This is a genomic window from Candidatus Palauibacter sp., from assembly GCF_965216145.1.
Lineage (GTDB): Bacteria > Gemmatimonadota > Gemmatimonadetes > Palauibacterales > Palauibacteraceae > Palauibacter.
In genome coordinates, this window is the sequence record NZ_OZ244149.1 from 4,073,857 (window position 1) to 4,093,159 (window position 19,303).

The following is a 19,303-nucleotide window of genomic DNA, read 5'->3' on the forward strand; positions in this document are numbered from 1 at the left end:
TCATACTGCACCCTGTTGGGAGGTTGAGACAGGAGTTGGGGGGATGGGTTGTCGAGTGGTCAACTTGCGCCCCTGCTGCTTGGAGGGCGGGTGTCCGATTGGCGGTTCATACAAGCACTGGTTCCTGTCGTTGTAGGGGTGGGCGCGGAGCAGCCCGTGACTACGCCATATTTTAACGGTTCTGGTCGAGACCTCGAGTCTGGCAGCGATTTCCGTGAGGCTCAGCAGCCCTTGAGCGCGCAGCCGTTGGTAGCGGGTTTTCAGGCCGTAGGCCCGGCGTAGGGCCTGTATCCGTTGTGGCCGGAAGGCGACGCCACGGCCCGTGCGCAGTCCGAGGTCGTTGAGGATTGCCGCGATCTGGGTGTCTGTGTGGTTGTCGGTGAGGCGATCGATCTCGGCCATGATGTGCTCGGAGGTCCGGTAGAGTTGCCAGGCGGGCGGTTCGGGGGCCAGCTGCAACTGCCGCGTCGCACCGCCGCGCAAGCGTATGCCCAGAGCGATATCTGATCCGCGCGTCAGCGTGACGTCCTCGATTAGAAGACGCGCCATGCGCTTACGCTCGCGCGCCGGTGTCGCGGGGTCGTTCCACAGGCGCGGGAAGTCGGTGGACAAGGCGAGGATGCGCTGGCGCTGGGCATCGTCGGGTTGCCCGGGATCCTGGGCGCGCTGTTGCTCCAGTTCCCGGCGGGCGTCGTCCAGGGCGCGCAGCTTGGCGTTCCACTCGGCCTCCAGCACATCGGCCACGAGCCGGTTGTCGGGATGGGTCTGCATGAAGCGCCGCCGAGCCAGTTCCGCTTCATGGCGAGCCCGTTGCACCGCCTGGGCCCGCCAGGCATCGACCTGCTCGGCGCGCGCCGCCAGTTCGTCCTGTACCTTGAGCGCGACGCTCAGCGTCACCGGCGTCATCAGTTCCACCAACAGCGCCCCGACCGCGCGGTCGATGCCGGCGCCGGGGATGGACTGGCACTTGGCGCTCGCGGTTCGGATGCCCTCGCGCTGGCAGACGTAATCAGGCACCCGCCGGCCCCGGCGGCTGTGATAGCGGACCGTCATGCTTTGGCCACACACGCCGCACACGACCAGTCCTTGCAACAACGCCGGTCCCTCCCGGGGCGGACCGCGGCGGCGGTCGGCGCCGTGGGCCAACGCGTTGCTGCGCAACCGCCGCCGATTGGCCTCGAAGCGTTCCCAGCCGATGTAGCCGGGGTGCGCATTGCGCAACAGCACGGTCCACTCCTCGAGCGGCAGGCGCCGGCTCTCCACGCCACCGCCGGGAAGCCGCCGCTGCCGGGTGCGACCGAAGGCGTAAGCCCCCGCGTAGCGGGGATTGTGCAGCACCTGCAGGACGCGCGAGTGTTCCAGCGGCTGCCAGTGCAGTTCGCCCTTGCGGGACCCGGTCCGCAACCGCCGCGGAAAGTGCAACCGGCGCTCGCGGAAGTGGCGCACCGTGGCGGTGGCGGAGCCGGTGAGCTCGAAGGTATCGAACAGCATCCGCAGGCTCTGTTGCACCTGGGCATCGGGGTCGAGCACGACCCGGTCCAGCGGATCGTAGAGCAGTCCCACCGGGAGCGGCAGCTTCAGGGCGCCGCGCCGGGCCTGGTTGAGCAGCCCCCCGCGTAGACGGGCATGCAGCATGTGCAGTTCCGCTTCGCTCATCGTGCCCTTGAGTCCCAGCAAGAGCCTGTCGTTGAAGTCTCCGGGATTGTAGACGCCGTCCTCGTCGAGGATCAGCGTGTCGCTCAACGCGCAGATCTCCAGCAGCCGATGCCAGTCGGTGGAGTTGCGGGCCAGCCGCGAGACCTCGAGCCCGAGCACGATGCCGGCACGGCCCATGCCGACTTCGGCGACCAGGTGCTGGAACCCCTCGCGGTCCTGGTCGGCCCCGGATTGACCGAGGTCGGTGTCGATCACGACAACCCGCTCCGTCGGCCAGCCGAGCGCCACCGCCCGCTCGCGCAGTGCATACTGGCGGCGCGTGCTCTCCGTGTTCTCGACCACCTGGCGCACCGTGGACTGGCGCACATAGAGGTAGGCGTCGCGGCTCAGGTGGCCGGCGCTCACCTTCCGATGCGCATCGCTCATGCCGCTGTCCCCGTCAGGTGGGGGCGGACCATCGCCATCAGGATGTCCATCGCCTGGCTCTCCACACCCGCCGGCAGCGGACCAGGCGAACGTGGCGCGTCCCCGATGCCGGCCGGAGCGGGCAACGTCGCCAAGACACGCAACCAGGCGGCGACGCCGCGGCATGTCAGAACAGCGAGCCCGTCGCGATCTTGCAGGGGCCCGGACCGAAGGGCCTGACCGCGCAATCGCTCGTAGCCTTGAGCGCAGGTCGCGGCCGGCCACGGCGGCGCATCGGAGTGCCCGCGCTGGGTCACAGGCGTTTTTTTTGCCGCGCCAGCACGCGCTCGATGCTGCGCCGATGCACCGAGAGGCCGAACCGCTCGCGCACCACTTCGACGAGTTCCCGGGAACTGGGCCGCGGTTGTTGCGCCCGGGCGGCGAGCAAGGCCGCGACCACCTCGGCACTGAGCTTGTGCGGCCGCCGCGGTCCGGGCCGCTCCGGCAACAGCGCCGGTAGCCCACCCGCCTCGTAGGCACGTAGCGCCAGGTAAAACGTAGGGCGGGACAACCCGAATCGGGCGGCGCTGCCGCTGACGGACTCGCCGTCCTCGCGCACACGGCGCAGCATCTCGTACTTGACCTGCACGAGATCGCGGGGATCGAAGAAGGCGTTGTCCAGGAACCGGGGGTCGCGCACGCGCTCGGGGTGGGTGTTGAGGCAGCCGTGTTCGCGCAGGGTGCGCGTCTTGTCGTCGATGGGGCGACCTGTCATGAAGACATCTCCAGCGATGTGTGGGACAGAGTGTCAACATGATTATGCCTATGCCTGAACCGGTGTCAAGGCCGAGACCGCATGCCCCCGACTCACAAGCGCCCATTTCATAAGCATATGTCAATGATATGAAGTTGACGTCCCGCGCCTCAGAGCGGGCTGTACCGACGACTCGGCTAAAATCATTCTTACACATTAGGCATAATCTCCTTTACAGCACCCCCGCCCAACATGTCGGCCAGACCCAGCAAGTCCTCGACTCGGAACGCCGACCGGCCCGCCGCGACCTCCACGAACGGATCCTCGACCGCGACACTGGTCCAACCCACCGGAATGTGCGCCAGCACGCCGCCTTCGCCCATGTAGTACACTCGCTCGATTCCCCAGCAAAGCTTCGTCTGGATCAGCTCGAACTCGCGGTCCCGCAGCGGATGAAAGGGATGCGTCACCCGGAAGGTTCGACCCGCTTGCGCCGCTTCGGGTGCAGTCGACGACTCAGTCCAACGGCGTCGTCGAGCGGTTCATCCGAACCTTGAAGGAGGAGTGCATCTATCTGAACGACTTCGAGACGCTCGAGGAGGCCCGGGAGGTGATCGGGGCCTTCGTCGAACGCTACAACAGCGGCTGGCTCCTCCAGCGCCACGGGTACCTGACCCCGGCCCGGGCCCGCGAGAAGCTCAGCCGCAGGGCGGCCTGATGGTTAAGCCGCCCATCTGTCCAGGAAACCGGGACCACTACAACGTGTCCATGTCGCGGATGTTGTCGTGCCGGTACCGATACGCCCGACGCGTTCTTCGCACTGGTCAGCTTCGACTGGCGCGACCGTGCCGGAGGGCCGTGTAAGGACGGTGGTGCTGCCTTCGTAGCATCCGCGCCGCACGCCTCTCGAACGCCGTGCGCCGCCACCGCTCGACGCGCCGTTGTGTGGCCAGCTTGACGGTCACACAGCGCTGTGCGATAAGTTCTTTGGCTCTTAGCATGTACACCCCAAGGAGACGCTATCATGGCAACGGACGACGATGTTCGCGGGATCAAGGAGAGCTTGGAGAGGATCGTTCACATAGTGGAGAACTGGTCCTCCAAACCAGAAGTGCGGATGGCGACGGCGTTGGAACGCATCGCTGATGCGCTGGAACAGAATAAGTCTTCACGCTGAAGGCAAAACACAGCCTATGGGCGGCCCGGCTCGCGGATTCGAGCGGCAGGACTTACGAACCTGCTTGGGGGTGGTGGCAACGCACCGGGTTCAACCCCCCGTCCGCCAGACTGCTTCTGGTTGCCGACGCTACAGGAGGGTCGACCAGCGGCTAGGCCAAAGCAAAGAACGGAAACGAAATCCGCCCGGCCAACATCGTATCTTAGGTGACATCATCCCGCACCAAAGCGACGCTGCATATCATGTTCGTACCAACACGTAACCACTAGTCCCCAGCGCCCATTGCCTAACTCCACCCCCCCACCGTCGAACGCCGACAAGCATGCCGGTTCACGCAAGGGCGGGCGTGAAGCGGTCAAGCGCGCAGCGGAGGTCGTCATGGGTTTGTTCACGCAGAGTCAGCGCCCACCGAGGCAGTACGTCACACGGTCGGGCATGACCATCACGGCATTACTCCTCGTCAGCATGGGCGTCTTGGTAATCGCGAACATCCTCGGGGCTTGGCCGATGTCCGTGCCCGCCACCATCGATGTAAGGGTCGTGGACACGCTGAGTACAGTCACGCCGTCAGAGATCGATTCGCTCCAGGCGCGCGTCGCGCGGGCGGCGCTCGCGACGATTCGCAACTCCACCGAGGCGGGCGACACCATCCAGACATACCTACTCGTGCGGCGCATCGATACCGTCGGGGCGTCGTGGGATTTCCGCCTGCTGCTCATTGCGCTCTGGTTCGGCGCGCTAGGCAGCCTCCTGCACGCCGGTTCCTCGTTCGCCAGCTTCGCGGGTAACCGGGAACTCTTCGCGAGCTGGGTGCCTTGGTACATCGTCCGTCCTCTTCTCGGTGCCGGGTTGGCCGCAGTTTTTTACGTGGTGATGCGTGCTGGCTTCGGCACGGCGGGGGGAGCGGCACCCGTCGCTATAAGCCACTATACGGTAGCGGCAGCCGCCGCTCTGGTCGGCCTCTTCACGCACCGTGCGACGCTCAAGCTGAAGGATGTCTTTGACGCGCTCTTCCCATCAAACGAGGGAGAGCGGCAAGCCGATGCGCTCGGCGGGGCCACGCCCAGAATCACCAAGGTGATTCCACCGACGGTGCCGGTTGGGACGGACGCTGTGCAGATCGAGATCGCCGTGGACCATCCGGCTGACGACATGACGCTCACCGTGAACGGGGACGAGACGGAGTTCGAGCGGCTACCGAGCGGAAACCTGGGGTTCGTGCTCGAAGCAGGTCTCCGGGCGAACGAGGGAACGGTGGACCTAACCCTCAAGGGCGGCGCAGGCACTTCGGAACCCGCTCGGCTCGTCATAACTCCGGCCATAACTCCGTAAGCTCGGCGCTTCGCACGGAGATGTTCACCGCAGAACGACCTCAGTGCTCCGGCCGCTTGCGCGCTATCGTTATGTGGGCATCGCAGCGACCATGGTGACTCTAAGCTCGACGAGACGCTGGAAGGGACGGAACCTGCCAACGACCTTGAGACACTTTCCGGTTCAGTTTAGTGATCCCTCCTTTCCCCCGTTGGCCGGCTCTGCTCCATCAACCGCCGTGACGGGGAGTGCGCGGTTGATCCAGACCTCCACCGGGAGTTCCGGGGCCCTCGGCGGGCCGCCGACGAAGCGGTCGGGCCGGGCGGCGTAGGCCGCGGCCAGCACGTTCCGGCGGTGCTCGATCACCTCGGGGGCGCGGCCGAGGTGGACCTGTTCCGGCGTGAGCAGGCCGATGCCGCCGTGCCGGTGCTCGGTGTTGTACCACTGGAAGAACGCGCGGCAGAAGTCCTTCGCCTCCTCGATGCAGCCGAACCGGCCCGGGAAGCCGGGGTGGTACTTGACGGTCTTGAAGTGCGCCTCCGAGTACGGGTTGTCGTTCGAGACCCTGGGGCGGCCCAGCGACTGCGTGACACCAAGGTCGGCCAGGAGCTGCGCCGTGCACTTGGCCGTCATGGGAGAGCCGCGATCCGAGTGCAGCGTGAGCACCCGGGGCCGCACGCCGTGCTTGAGACACGTCTCGCCAACCAGGTGTCCGGCCAGGCCGGCGGTCTCGCGCTCCGCCACCATCCAGCCCGTGACATAGCGGCTGAAGATGTCCAGGATCACGTAGAGATGGAAGTACCGCCACTTCTCCGGCCCGAGGAGCCGCGTGATGTCCCAGGACCACACCTCGTTGGGCGCACGCGCCACGATCTCCGGCTTCGGGTGGTTCGGGTGGCTGCGCTGAGCCCGGCGCTCCCGGACCGCCCGGTTCTCGGCCAGGACGCGGTACATCGTCCGCTCCGAACACAGATGGACGCCCTCGTCCAGAAGGGTCGCGTACACTTCCGCGGGAGCGCGGTCCGCGAAACGCGGCGAGCACAGCACGCGGAAGACCTCCGCCCGCTCCGTCGCGTCCAGGGCCCGGGCGGGAGCCGGCCGGGACTGCCGCTGCCCGGTCTTCGGCCTCCGGCGACGTTGGAACGTGGCGCGCGCGACCCCGAGGGCCTCGCACGCCGCGCGTACGCCCACGTGCCCGGCCAAGCCTCCGGCCGCGCTCAAGAGCGCTTCCCGTCCCCGGGGCTCACGCCCAGCAGCCCCGCAACTTTTCCCTGGACATCGATGATGATGCGCGCCTTGCGCAGTTCCTCGCGCAGCCGCGCGTTCTCCCGCTCCAGCTTCCGCACCTTCCTCGCCTCACGCTTCCCGTCCGAGGGCCTCGGTCCGCGCTTCTTCGCCAGCCCCCGCAGCGACCCCTCCCGCGCCGCCTTCCGCCACGACGACAGGTGCGAACTGTACAGCCCCTCGCGCCGGAGCAACTCTCCGATCTCGCCCGGCGTCTCGCAGGCGTCCGCCTGCTCCACGATCGAAAGCTTGTACGCCGCCGTGAAACGCCGCCGCGTCGCCTTCGCCGACACCTCCGGATCCGGCCCCGCTGCCGCGCTTCGCTTGCCCTCCCCCGACGAGAGGGGCGTTCCGTTCACCTTCATTCCTTCTCCTCGTTCCATCCTCCATCTCTCTGCCTCGCCCTACTCTAATCTCTTTCTCTTCTCGTGTCTCGCTAGTGTTGGCAGAGAGGGCTCGACGCGGGTATCGTAGCTCGCAGTCCTTCCTTCGACGACCGATGGCGGACCTCGTCATTAGCAAACGTCGCCCTCCAGCAAATCATCCGGATTCCAAACCCGTTCGGCGATCATCCGGTACAACTCGCTTCGTTGCTCCAAGTCCGCCGACACAAACTCCTCATGCGCGACGAACGGTAGCCGGGTACGTTCTCTAAAGTGCCGAAAGCCGGGATTATGCTGGTAGCACTGCGAGTGGAGCGAACGCGCCAACAAGTTCTCGGTGTTGTAATACGGCAGTTTCTCGGCGTAGCTCAAGTCCTTCAGGCTAGCATTCACGCTCTTCGGCAAGAGTAGCAGGCCGCCAAGACGATTGCGAAATGCCGCGAAATCCGCCGGATGACCGAACTCCTTCTCGTGACGCCTCCAATGATTTGCCCAGATATGTTCTATTTCGTAACGTGTCTTTCCTTCGTTCACATAATCCCCGTAGCGTGATGCCTCTCCCGATTGAACCTCAATGTAATCCGTCATGCGTGCAAGAATCCGATGTAGCGCATACCGGTTTTGCTGGTGTACGCGCAACCGATCGTTGCTCGCAAACGTCTCCCCTTCCCTGCCCAGCAAGTCGTGCAGGTGGACGGCTAGAGCGTCTGGTCCCAAGCCGCGAATCTCCCGCATGACCAGAAACGCTGCGTATTGCATCGTCGAATAGGCGATCGATCGAAAATTCCACAGCCGCCACGTGATCAAAATGTCAACATACCGCGCAACGAGCGCCAATTTTCGGTTTACCATCTCCTCGCTGTCCTCCGGCCTGAGAGGTGCCAGAAGAAGCATGTACTGGAGCGTGAAGCCATGTTGTGCGTTGTATCGTACGTGTTCCAGGCCCGGGATCCACCCCCGGCCCGCTTCTACCAACCGCAAATATTGTCGGCTATAGAAATCGAAATCCGATTTGATGAACTGAAAGAAATCACCACGCCGTTGAAGCCCCACATCCGAAGCCGAATCACGGAGCCATCGGTGGTACTCGGTCCCGATACGGTCGAAGTCTTCAGGCCTCGCTCCCTTCTTCCGTTCCCTGATCTTCTTTGCGTATTGGCTTCGAAACCACGCCTTGAAGAAATCGGACGCGATCTCTTTGCCAGCATCGTTTAGCTCGCGAACCCGCTCGCGCCAGCGCCCTGAGGTGGTCTTACTTCGTTGGACAGTCCGAGGGCAAAGTTAAGGTGGATTCCGAGTGATTGTGAGAGCCCTCGGGAGCCTTCTCCGTGAGTTGTCCCGGGGTGGGTGCTCCACCCGTGGGTCCTCCCCCGGCGGGGGAAGGACAGCTTCCAACATGGGCCCCGGTGGTCGGGAGGGGAACCCGGCCGGCGAGCGGGGCTTGGCCGCCGTCGGCGCGAGGCGCCCGGCATGGGGAGATCCCGCGTGGCTCCCCGTCTGTGCGGGCTCACGGGGGCGCGCTCCGGCAGGCACGAAGATCCGCCGTTCACACCGCCCCCGTGCCGTTGCGGTAGGCCTCGCCCGGCGTCCGCCCGCCGAGGGACGAATGCGGGCGCACCTCGTTGTAGAAGTCGAACCACGAGCCGATGATGCGTTCGGCGTCCAGCCCGTCCCGGAGCTCGTGAAGGTACACCGCCTCGTACTTCAGCGACCGCCACAGCCGCTCGATGAAGATGTTGTCGAGGAAGCGGCCCCGGCCGTCCATCGAGAACGCCGCGCCCGCCGCCAGCACCCGGTCCGCGAACGCCTCGCTGGTGAACTGGGCGCCTTGGTCGGTATTCAGGATCTCCGGAGCCCTCCAGCCCAGTGCGTCGTCCAGAGCCTCGACGCAGAACGACGCGTCCATCGTGTTGGACAGCCGCCACGCGAGCACGTGCCGGCTCGCCCAGTCCATCACGGCCACGAGGTAGAAAAACCCTTGCGTCACCGGAACATAGGTGATGTCCGCGCACCACACGTGGTCCGCCTGCGAGATCGCCAGGCCGCGCAGCAGGTAGGGGAAGACCCGGTGCTCCGAGTTCGCCACGCTCGTGCGCGGCCGCCGGTAGGTCGCCTCCATCCCCATCAGCCGCATGAGCCGCCGGATCCGGTGCCGGCCCACGACGACGCCCTCGCGGCGGAGATGGCGCATCATCTGCCTGCTCCCGTAGAACGGGTAGTCCATGTGGAGCTCGTCCATGCGCCGCATGAGCGCCAGGTTCTCCGCGCTCTCCCCCTTCGGCCGGTAGTACCGCGAGGACCGGCTCACCCCCAGCAGAGCGCACTGCCTTGAAAGACTCGGCGGCCCGTCCCGCTCGATCATCCGCACCCGCTCCGCCCGGCTCAGCGCTTGAGCCCGCGCCGAAAAAAATCCCGCTCGACCGTGAGCTCCCCGATCTTGGCGTGCAGCTCCCGGACCTTCGCCTCGTGCTCCTTGGCGAGCTTGCGCCCCGCGCCCCCGGCGAACACCTCCGGCAGCCCCTCGAGCAACTGCCGCTTCCACGTGCTCACCTGGTTCGGATGAAGCTCGTGCCGCCTGGCGATCGCCTGTACGCTGTCGCGTTCCCGCAGCGCCTCCAGCGCCACCCGCGCCTTGAACTCCGGCGTGAACCGTCGTCTCTTCCTGGCCATCTCGGTGCCTCCCGTTCCTTCCTGGAATCCACCTTAACGACCTGTCCAAAAAACTGGGACCACCTCACCCGTTCACGTCGGCGCGCTTCGTCTCGTCGGTATTTGCAAGCAAGTACCCCTTCAACATGTCCGTAGGACTTAGAGACAACCCTCGATCATTCATCGTCTCGAATATCGTATATGCATCATCATCAGAATAGGCTGTAATCTCCATCAAATGGACATTGTTGAGTAACCAATCGATAAAATACGACAGGGCTCGATCGCGGAGTTCCGGGGGGAAATACGCTTCCAGATCTCGATAGCGGCTTATGAGATTCCGTACTGACTCGGAACGGTCAGCCATGCTGAAGTGCCTATCCTCGTAGAGTGCATTCATCGCTTCGGTGCGCTCGTCTACATGTAGATTGAACGATTTTTGGCCATAGAGCTCCGAAAAGATGAGATCGTCAACGGACACCTGTGATGCGTGCTCTCTCTGAAGATTGCGAAGAAGGGTCAGGAGAAGCGTAAGACTCGTCAACCGCTGTTGTCCGTCGACAATGTAGGCGACTCGTTCCTTCTTGCTGATTATTATTGAGCCGAGGAAATAATGAGGATAGTCAGCCACCTGATCGCGTTCGTGCTCCGGATCGTACTCTTCCATAAACTTGTTGCTCAGATCATCCACGAGTTCATGGACCTGCTTTTGGTGCCACCTGTATTCTCGTTGATAATAGTCGATGGAATACTTGACATCCTTGAGCAGTTCGCGGACGGTCTTAGCCTTGCCGAGGATTTCTCTCATTTCTTGTTGTCCCGTTGCGTCCTCTCGGAGATCGAGAAGAATTGTTTTCGACGTTGCGGCTAGAAGTCCGCTAGAAAGAACTCCACCGGTGATGCATTCGCTCCTGACGGGCTCGTGGCCGACCGTCGAGGCAATTGCCGAACCAGTCTGGGCTCGAGGACGACCGAACCCGTTTGGGACCCCGTTGCCCGTGAGTGACCCCGAGAGTATCACTTCAGCTCCCGGACTCGCCAGCCTGTGCTACGCCCGTTCCTAGCAGGCGTCGGAGATGGCCTCCCTCGAGGCGTCCGCGGCTGAGCGTAAGGTGCGTAGGCGTGCGCGGCAGAGCTGTCATCGTGACGCGGATCACCTTCTGCCGCCGGTCCCAGTGGCCGTCGCCAGAAACATTCGAGCATGCGGGTGAACATTCGCGCCGGGGAGCAGCCCACGTCCTCGGCGAACATGGAGAACGCGAGGCGGTTCACGAAGTGCGCCACCTCCTGCGGCGCGTGGCCCTCGTCTCGGAGCGACTGCGCGAGCTCGGCGAAAGGTCTGCGGGGCGCGTTCGGTCAGCGTCTGCCGGGTCGAGGTAGGACCAAAAGGTGTGTAAAAGCGAGGCGACGTACCTTTGAGCTGACCGTTTACCAGCGATCCGGGGTGAGGCCCGGAGAAAGGACGTCGCCTCATGGGCAACGATACGCGGGAGAGGTTCGCCGGGCCAGCGTGGGAGACGCTGGAGGCGTGGGTGCGGGAGCAGGCGCGGGACATGATCCAGCAGGCGCTGGAGGAGGAGGTCACGGAACTTTTGGGCCGGATGAAGTCGGAGCGGCGGGTGGCGGTGGACGCGCCTCCGGGCTACCGCAACGGATACGGCAAGCCGCGTCGTCTGGCGATGAGTTCGGGGACGATCGAAGTGAGGCGGCCGCGGGTGCGGGGCTTGGAGGAACGGTTCGAGAGCCGGGTGCTGCCGTTGTTCCAGCGCCGGACGCGGGAGGTGGGGGAGCTGATCCCGGAGCTGTACCTGCACGGCTTGGCCGAGGGCGACTTCGAGCTGGCGCTCCGGGGGCTGTTGGGCGACGGGGCGCCGTTGTCGAAGTCCTCGGTCGGGCGACTCAGGGCGAGGTGGACGGCGGAGCACGATGCGTGGAGCCGGCGGCCGCTGGAAGACCGCGAGCTGGTGTACGCGTGGGCGGACGGGATCTACGTGAAGGCGGGCCTGGAGCGGGACAAGGCGGCCTTGCTGGTCGTCATCGGCGCCATGAGCGACGGGACGAAGGAGGTGCTGGCGGTCACGCCGGGCTACCGCGAGTCGACGGCGTCGTGGGCGGCGGTCTTGAGGGACCTGAAGGCTCGGGGGCTGGCGACGCCGAGGCTCCTCGTCGCCGATGGGAACCTGGGGATCTGGGGCGCGGCGCGGGAGGTGTGGCCGGAGGCGGCCGAACAGCGGTGCTGGAACCACAAGACGGCCAACGTGCTGGACCGGCTGCCGAAAAGGGAGCAGGCCGTGGCCAGGGAGATGCTGCGCGCGGTGGCGTACGCGCCCTCGCGGGCGGCGGCGGTGAGGGCGCGCGACGCGTTCGCCGACCGCTACGCGGCCGCGCACTCCAAGGCGGTGGCCGTGCTCGAGGACGACTGGGACCGCATGACGGCCTTCCACGACTATCCGGAGAAGCACTGGCGGCACCTGAGGACGACCAACGTCGTGGAGAGCCCGTTCGCCTCGGTCCGGCTGCGCACGACGGCCGCCAAGCGGTTCAAGCGGGTCGACAACGCCACGGCGCTGATCTGGCGGCTGCTGCTGGTGGCCGAGAAGAGGTTCAGGAAGCTCAACGCTCCCGAGCTGCTGCGGGACGTGTACGAGGGAAGAAGGTTCGAGGACGGAAAGCCCGTCCCCGAAGGTCAGGAGAGGATCGCCGCCTGATGACGTTTACACACCTATTGACCCGACCTCGCCGGGTCTCGCCCGACCGCAGCCGCTCCGGGTCGGACATCGCCCACTTGAGCTTGTCCCGGACGGCGCCGTCGGCGGGATCGTCCAGCCCGAACTCCAGCGTCTTGCTCACGGAGTTCGTCCAGTTCGTCCGGATCCGGAACCGGCGCATGTCCGAGACGATCAACAGCGGCGGGTTCTCCAGCGCGAGCGCGTACTGCCTAAGCTGGTCGAACGCGGCGTCGAGGTCGGCGTGCTTCCCCTTGTACTCCCAGGCGAAGCAGTGCCGCTTCCACACGTCCGCCCACCCCGCTCCGCCGGAGTCCTTGTGCGCGCCGCGCTCGAAGCAGTAGTAGTCGCCCTTGGGGTCGGCCTCGGCCGGCGTGGGTTCCCCGAGCAGCCGGCACAGGTCGATGAAGTGCTCCTGCGCCGCGGAGCGCTCCTTCAGCTCCGAGGCCTGCCACTTCGCGATGAACTCGTTCGGTGTCATCGTCAAACTGTCCCCACTCGCTGTTCATCACTCCGTCGACGGCCTGAGCCCTTCAGGCGTGCCACTTTTCCCGAGGACGTCAAACCAGAACGGGGTGCCAAGGCTGATCGCCCCAATCGTGATCAGCCATCCGACGACTGATGTCACCCAATCAGCGCCGCTGTCCGGAAAGCCGCCGCGCGCTCCAACGCTTCGGAAGACCCTCGGCCTCCGTCGGCTTCTCCGACATCTTCGCACCCCCTCTCTCCGGACCCCGTAAGGTCGATCCCTGCTAAACGGGTGTCCAGAAAAACCGGGTGCGCTATACGCTTGTCACTGCAACGACTTCGCGCAGTACGTGGGCGGCATGGCTTGGACTCAGTGGACGGCTCCGTCGGAATCGGTCAGAGCTTCATCCACGTACGAGTACCGACGTTCCAGCACGTCGAGCAGTGTCGCGCCAATCCTCGTTGTGAGGCGTTGCAAGTCGAACGCGTTCAACACGGCCCGAAGATGCTCGTCCGAACCGAACTCAAGCTCATCTTCGCGACCCAACCGCACCTGACGCGCGACGAACTGAAGCTCGCTTGGGGGTATCTCGTCAAACCTCCGAGGTCCGCGGCGACGCGCAATGACCCATTGACTATCAGGCGATCGGACAATCAAACGAACCAATCCGCCTACACTCCACTCGTCCTCTGTTACGACGAAGCCTCGACGTATCGCGTGCTGAAGCGCTCTGTTCATCTGTCCTTTTAAGTTGCGGCCCATCCTGCGAATCCCACAACCACGCAGGTAGATGTCATAGGCTCGCTTGACCAACATGGGTTCCTCGACTCGGATGATTCCGCACAGCCCGTCGGCGACATGGGCAGCGGAGGCATTTCGTGGATCTGGGCCCGCTGGCCCTTCGAACGCCGCATAAGGTGCCAAGCCGCCTTTAGCTTCGGGCGGGCGTTCCTGCGCTTCTTCGTCGGATCCGGGGGAAGAATCCGACGGTGCGTGGGTCTCAACCTCCGGCTGGTTCGCTTCGCCATCCGTCGCGGGGTCTACTCTTGCTTCCAACTCATCACCCTCACCTGATCCGGGTGTGATACCATCATCCGGTGTCCCGTTGACGCGCTGTTTGCTTGTCTCCACCGGCGCATTCTCGAAGACTTCGTGAAGCGCTCCGTCGAGCTTAGAGAGTGCTCCAGCCTTGTTGGTCCACCAGTCCGTGGACCAGATGCGGACGATGTGCCAGCCCAAGTTCTCGAGCACGACTTGACGGATCTTATCTCGCTCTCTCGCGAAAGCCGAGCTGTGGTACATGGCACCATCGCACTCGATGCCCGCGAGGTAGCGACCGGGAGCATCAGGATGCACGACGCCAAGGTCGATTCGGTAGGCCGACACTCCGACCTGGGGATGTACTTTCCAGCCTCTTGATCCGAGTGCGCGGGCGACCGCCCTCTCGAACGGCGAGTCGAAGTCTTCTCGGTATCCCTGTGGACCCACACCCAGAACCCGTCTTCCGTTCTCTGCGTACCTGAGAAAATCGCGCAGGTCGGCGACCGCCCTCGCCCGAGTTCGAGAGAGATCGATCGCGTCCGGATGCAAGGTCGAAAACACGATCAGCTCATGCCGCGCCCGCGTCAGTGCAACGTTGAGACGGCGTTCGCCTCCTTGCCGGTTCAGCGGGCCGAAGTTCATCGTCACATGCCCAGCGCGGTCGGGGCCGTACGTGACGCTAAAGAGAATGACATCGCGTTCGTCGCCCTGTACGGTCTCGAGATTCTTGACGAACACAGGTTCTGCCGCCTCTGCCGCGAAGGCCCACTCGATTTCGGGATTCTCCCGGCGCGCGTCGTCCAAGAGGTTCTCGATCAGTGTCTGTTGTTCGGAATTGAATGTCACGACGCCGATCGACTTGGCCTGGTCCGGCGGGTTGGGTTGCGTCAGACGGCTGACGATCTCAGCCACGATGGCCCGCGCCTCTCCCTGGTTGGTTCGCGCCCCGCCTCGGGCGTAGAAGGCGTCAGCGTTCATTCGCTTGAGGCGAACGGCGCCATCACCCACCACAGGGGCGGGGAAGGTGACCAATGCATTGTCGTAGTATCGGTCATTGGAAAAGGTGATCAGGCTCTCATGACGTGACCTGTAGTGAAGACTGAGGGTTCTGGAGGGGATGCTCGCGGCTAGCATCTCCTCCAGGATGCTTTCGAGATCGCCCTCCGTCTCGATGTCACCATCGGGATCGTCATCTGCACGGGCAAAGAAGTTGCTGGGCGGCATCTGCTTGGGGTCTCCCGCAACGATCACCTGCTTCCCCCGGGCGATCGAGCCCACAGCATCCCACACGGTGATCTGAGACGCCTCGTCGAAGATGACGACATCGAAGAGTGCCTGGTCGGCGGGCAGGTATTGCGCCACCGAAAGCGGAGACATCATGAAACAGGGGGTCAAACCCGTCAGCACGTCGGGTGCCGCCTGCAGCAACTTCCGCACCGGCTTGTGTCCCCTCTGCTTCCGGATCTCACGCTGCAACACGCCCCATTGCGGATTCCCACCAGCGTGGTCGCGGTCCGGCAGCCTCCCGGACGATTTCGCCGCGATGTACCGGGCTGTGAGCTGCTGGTACTCGTCGTCGAGCTGCCGGAACTTGTCGATCGCGGCTTCATGCTCGGGCGTCGTGAAGGTGCGAAGCACTGCGTCTTCTTCGATGAGGGATGTCGACCACCAGGCGCAGTAGGCCGCCTCGAAGGTCTCCGGTATCTCCTCCGGGGGAACTCCTCCCGCCTCGACCGCATTGACCAGCGGACGGAGGCCGGAGTCGATCGCTTCGGCGCGGCGTTTCCTCCACGCACACCAGTCGCGGAGTTCCAGATGACGAGCATCGATCAAGTCGGCGATCTCTCGAATCTGGCCGGGCGCATGGGCCGCATCGGCAAACCGCTCTCGCACGGCCGCGCCTGCGACCTCCTCAAACGCGGTTACTGAATCCCTCAGCTTCTCAAGCGCGCGCAGATAGTCGGTCGCTGTACGGCCCACGCTACCGTCCGGGGTGAGCAGATCGTTTCCGTCATGGAGCAGATTCCGGACCCTCCCACGCAATTCAACCAGCCGCTGCGGATCGACGGCCAGTTTCCCAACAGCGGACCGGGCTCGCTGACCAATCTCTCGAAGCGAAGCGGCCGTGGCGGGTGGCGTCGCGTGCGCGGACCAGCCCTTGAGTCCAGATAGCAGCCCGTCCAACCGGTCGATCACCTCACCCTCTCGACGCAAGTCCGCCAGTAGCGGAGCATCTTGGGACGGATCGGGAATGCCCCGCGCGCCATGCGTGCATAACTCTTTCACAATCCGCCGTTTCGCGAATGTGCTCATGGGCCACCGCTTCTGGTCGGCCTCCGCCCAGCGCCTACTGATCTCCTCTCCGTCAAGTTCCCGCCAGGCGAACGGTTCGTACGGGCAGCTGAGTGAACCCTCGGCACTCCCATACTCGTCCAATCTTTGCTCCGCCTCTTCGAGCGCGTCGATCCGATCGGGACCGTCCGGTTCAAGAGCGTAGAACGTCGGTTTGCGGAACGAATCAAGCAGCACGCACGCAAGCTCGCCCAGTGATTCGAGCCGCGTCATCGATTGGTCCGGCAGCTCGACTCCGAGTGACGCGCAGAGGGAAGCGCAGAGATCCTCCACGGCCCTTGCGTCGGACGATAGCGTCCCGCATCGCTCGACAACCCGCGCTTGCCAAAGCGGCGTCCACTCTGCCGTCTCGATGGGATGGAACGGGCTTTGCGAGATGGCTCCCACCGCCTTGGCTTGAATCGAGAGGTTGTCCACAACCTCGCGCAGAGCCCGCAGACTGCCTTCATCGTGTTGGTCCGCGCACGGCCATGAGAGCGCAAGCCGGCTGGCGAACTCCTCGTCACGGATCTTCACGCCCATCGCATGGAACGCCGTCAGACCGTTCTTTCGCTTCCTGTGCAGGTGATCAACGAGGCGGTTCAGGCGATCACGCGACGACAGCAGTTCTTCGGCCTTCCGCTGCCAGTCCTCCGGCTCGATCTCGGCGGCATCCCGCGCCCCCTCCAACTGCTTTAGCACGTCGGTCTTGCGCGCCTTGTCGGAGTGGAGTTCGAGGCAGAAGCGACCGAGCCCAATCTTCTCCAATCGCCGGTAGACGACTTCGAGCGCGGCGGTCTTCTCGGACACAAAGAGGACGGTCTTGCCCTTGCCGAGCAGATGTCCGATGAGGTTTGAGATCGTCTGGCTCTTTCCGGTTCCTGGCGGGCCGATGATCACGAAGTCCTTGCCTTTGTCGGCCGCAGCTATCGCCGCCATCTGCGACGAGTCCGCAGGCAGGGCGGTCAGCAGGTCGGAAGGCTTGTAGTCGCGGTCGAGCCGCCGCCGCTCCACGAAGCTCACATCCGAACTGTATGGAGCGCTCGGCGTGTCCATCAGATGGCGGACGACGCCGTTGTCTCGCAACGTTTCGGTCCGGTCCACCAGATCCTTCCACATCAGATACTTCGCAAACGAGAAATGGCCGAGCACCACGTCCGCGACGACCTCGAATCCAGGCACCTCCTTTACGGCCCGCCGGACGTGGTTCCAGATGGCCCCGACATCTATGCCCCTGTCGTCCTGGGGCAGATCCCCGTCGAGTCCAGACATCTCGACGCCGAAGTCCCTGCGGAGCATCTCGAGAAGCGTTGTGTTGAAGCGCGGCTCGTCGTCGTGAGCGACCATCGTAATGGCGCTGCGCACGGACTTTCGCTGCAATGTGACCGGAAGCAGGATCAGAGGCGCACGGAATCTTCGGTCATCGTTCCCCTCGCGCTTCCAACGCAGGAAGCCGATGGCCAGATAGAGCGTATTGGATCCACCTTCCTGCAAAGCGGTCACTGCCCTCCGAAAGATCTTGACGGCCCGAACGGATAGGTCCTGCGGCGAGAGATCGACGAGTACGCGGCCGCGATCGAGTTCGTCGCGTGCATACTCTTCGGTGATTAACTCGCCGGTGCGCTCACGGTGAATCTCCTCGTCCTGCGCCTGTGACGTGGGTTGCGGAACGGAAATGATCCGTAGATGGGCGCCTGTGGCGAGTCTGTCTTCTAGGCGACCGGGATCCGGGCAAATGATCTTCAGGCTGGTTTGGGTCGAGCGATGATTCAACAGTGGATTTCGCAGCGTGAGATCCAGCAGTTTCCGCTGCCACCGCTCCAAGCGGCTCTCGGGTGTGCGCGGCCTGTCCTCGCCAGCGTCGGCATCGTCGAAGTCGGGAAGCGCTGGCGCCTGCTCCAACGGCAGTTCCGCAGTTGCGACTTGGCCTCTATCCTCAGGCACAATTTCGGGCGACTTCAGCCCAAGCGGGGTAATCTGGTGAGCCCGCGCCCGCCGGATGTCGACCGCGGCAGAGAAGGTGGTGTCGTCGTCCGCACCAACCGTACGACCAGCCGTCTCGAGTGCTCCGGAAAAGCTCAGTGGCGGGCGAGACGTCACGCAAGTCGTCTCTATGAGCAATAGCTCCTTAAGGTCGAGCCGCTTTCTGAGCGTCTCAGCGTCATCGATCGCGATAGTCGACAGACTCTCTGGCTGAAGCCAGACACCGACCAGCGCATGCCCCTTCGGCAACGCCACGATCGGATTCAGGCCGGCCTGCTCGAAGGCCGCAGCAAAGAGCATCGCCGTATCCAGACAGGTCGCCACGCGCCTGTCGAAGATGACACTGGGTACACGGACTTTCTGGCCGTCGTGCTCGAAGCTCGCGGGAGGAACCGCGTAGGTCAGCCCGAGGTTGGCTATCGCCGAGTAGATGGCACTTGCAATCTCCCAGACGCGCTCGCGGCTCCTCGACTCGTACCCGTCGATCCGATCCGGCTTCCCGGCCTTGCGGAGCAGGTCGCTGGCGTGCCGGAGGATTGCGTCGACGGCCGGATCGTTGGGCATGCAGAACGCAGCCAGAAGCTCCGGCATGAACCCCGCCCCACCCCACTCGTTGTACGCGAGCAGGTCGACCGGCATGCGGAGTCGGGCCAAGGGGATGCCATCTTTCTCCAGCCGGAACGTAAACGCACCGCTCATCCTCTCGTTGCGTTGCAGCAGGAATCCGCCATCCACTTCGAGATCCCGATCCCGGATGCGAATCAGACCTCGTGGATCGACCCGCGCGACAGGCCACACCTTCTTCCTGACGAACGCTGGGTCGGACTCAAGCGTCAGGACGAGATCCTCAAAGTGCTCCTCCGGGTCAAGATTCTCGATCTCTAGGCTGCGGAGCACCGGAAAGGCGCACTGGTGCGCCGCGAAATTCAGTTTCGGAGCGATGTCCGCATGGATCTTCAGCCTGACTCCATCGTCGGAACCGTCACGGATTTGCGCCGAGGAGGCTTTGGCTTTCATGCCATGGGTTTCAACGTAATCGAGCATGGTGGAAGGCGTAGTGGCCAAGGTTCAAGAGGTGTGAAGTGAACCAAGGAACATACTGAGAGCGACGGGGGGCCGCGAATCGGTGGCTAC

General features: G+C 64.1%; 13 protein-coding genes. 4 read left to right on the forward strand and 9 right to left on the reverse strand.

The features are described from left to right. The 3 genes from ACOOHF_RS17585 to ACOOHF_RS17595 form a co-directional block, all read right to left on the reverse strand. Entirely contained in the window at window positions 1–2,082 is a 2,082-nt protein-coding gene (locus ACOOHF_RS17585; RefSeq protein ID WP_420462709.1) for a recombinase family protein, read from the reverse strand. 292 nt (window positions 2,083–2,374) lie between these two features. Continuing rightward, window positions 2,375–2,836, reverse strand: coding sequence for a helix-turn-helix domain-containing protein (locus ACOOHF_RS17590; RefSeq protein ID WP_420462710.1), 462 nt, complete (start codon window positions 2,834–2,836; stop codon window positions 2,375–2,377). Between the two features lie 188 nt (window positions 2,837–3,024). Continuing rightward, entirely contained in the window at window positions 3,025–3,285 is a 261-nt protein-coding gene (locus ACOOHF_RS17595; RefSeq protein WP_420462711.1) for a DUF5372 family protein, read from the reverse strand. A gap of 32 nt (window positions 3,286–3,317) precedes the next feature. On the opposite strand from ACOOHF_RS17595, the gene ACOOHF_RS17600 reads away from it, so the two are divergent. The 3 genes from ACOOHF_RS17600 (at window position 3,318) to ACOOHF_RS17610 (ending at window position 5,324) form a co-directional block, all read left to right on the forward strand. Then, a complete protein-coding gene (locus ACOOHF_RS17600; protein WP_420462712.1) occupies window positions 3,318–3,533 on the forward strand; it encodes an integrase core domain-containing protein in 216 nt (71 codons plus the stop codon). Window positions 3,534–3,839: 306 nt separating this feature from the next. After that, window positions 3,840–3,992 carry a hypothetical protein gene (locus tag ACOOHF_RS17605; protein WP_420462713.1) on the forward strand — a complete coding sequence of 51 codons (153 nt, stop codon included), beginning with the start codon at window positions 3,840–3,842 and terminating at the stop codon, window positions 3,990–3,992. Between the two features lie 378 nt (window positions 3,993–4,370). Beyond that, a complete protein-coding gene (locus ACOOHF_RS17610) occupies window positions 4,371–5,324 on the forward strand; it encodes a hypothetical protein (protein WP_420462714.1) in 954 nt (317 codons plus the stop codon). Window positions 5,325–5,486: 162 nt separating this feature from the next. Here ACOOHF_RS17610 and ACOOHF_RS17615 read toward each other — a convergent pair. The 4 genes from ACOOHF_RS17615 to ACOOHF_RS17630 form a co-directional block, all read right to left on the reverse strand. Beyond that, window positions 5,487–6,952 (reverse strand): IS3 family transposase gene (locus tag ACOOHF_RS17615; protein ID WP_420462715.1). Its coding sequence is split into 2 segments (ribosomal slippage): window positions 5,487–6,574 and window positions 6,574–6,952, totalling 1,467 coding nucleotides; the frame shifts between segments, so codons are not numbered across the junction. A 150-nt stretch (window positions 6,953–7,102) separates the two neighbouring features. Continuing rightward, window positions 7,103–8,023, reverse strand: coding sequence for a GmrSD restriction endonuclease domain-containing protein (locus ACOOHF_RS17620; protein WP_420462716.1), 921 nt, complete (start codon window positions 8,021–8,023; stop codon window positions 7,103–7,105). A 493-nt stretch (window positions 8,024–8,516) separates the two neighbouring features. Continuing rightward, window positions 8,517–9,640, reverse strand: a protein-coding gene (locus ACOOHF_RS17625) for an IS3 family transposase (protein WP_420461656.1) whose coding sequence is annotated in 2 segments (ribosomal slippage) — window positions 8,517–9,364 and window positions 9,364–9,640 — 1,125 coding nt in all. Because the reading frame shifts where the segments join, the coding sequence is not laid out codon by codon here. Between the two features lie 64 nt (window positions 9,641–9,704). After that, window positions 9,705–10,640, reverse strand: coding sequence for a DUF262 domain-containing protein (locus ACOOHF_RS17630; RefSeq protein WP_420462717.1), 936 nt, complete (start codon window positions 10,638–10,640; stop codon window positions 9,705–9,707). Window positions 10,641–11,091: 451 nt separating this feature from the next. Here ACOOHF_RS17630 and ACOOHF_RS17635 point away from each other — a divergent pair, with 451 nt between their 5' ends. Continuing rightward, window positions 11,092–12,327 (forward strand): IS256 family transposase, encoded by a 1,236-nt coding sequence (locus ACOOHF_RS17635; protein WP_420462718.1) that lies wholly within the window; start codon window positions 11,092–11,094, stop codon window positions 12,325–12,327. Here ACOOHF_RS17635 and ACOOHF_RS17640 read toward each other — a convergent pair. Both ACOOHF_RS17640 and ACOOHF_RS17645 read right to left on the reverse strand, forming a co-directional pair. After that, the gene (locus tag ACOOHF_RS17640; protein ID WP_420462719.1) at window positions 12,233–12,826 is read right to left on the reverse strand and encodes a type IIL restriction-modification enzyme MmeI; all 594 of its coding nucleotides are present in this window, start codon (window positions 12,824–12,826) and stop codon (window positions 12,233–12,235) included. The genes ACOOHF_RS17635 and ACOOHF_RS17640 overlap by 95 nt on opposite strands. 357 nt (window positions 12,827–13,183) lie before the next feature. After that, complete coding sequence (locus ACOOHF_RS17645) at window positions 13,184–19,213, reverse strand: DUF4011 domain-containing protein (protein WP_420462720.1); 6,030 nt, start codon at window positions 19,211–19,213, stop codon at window positions 13,184–13,186. Between the last annotated feature and the right edge of the window lie 90 nt (window positions 19,214–19,303).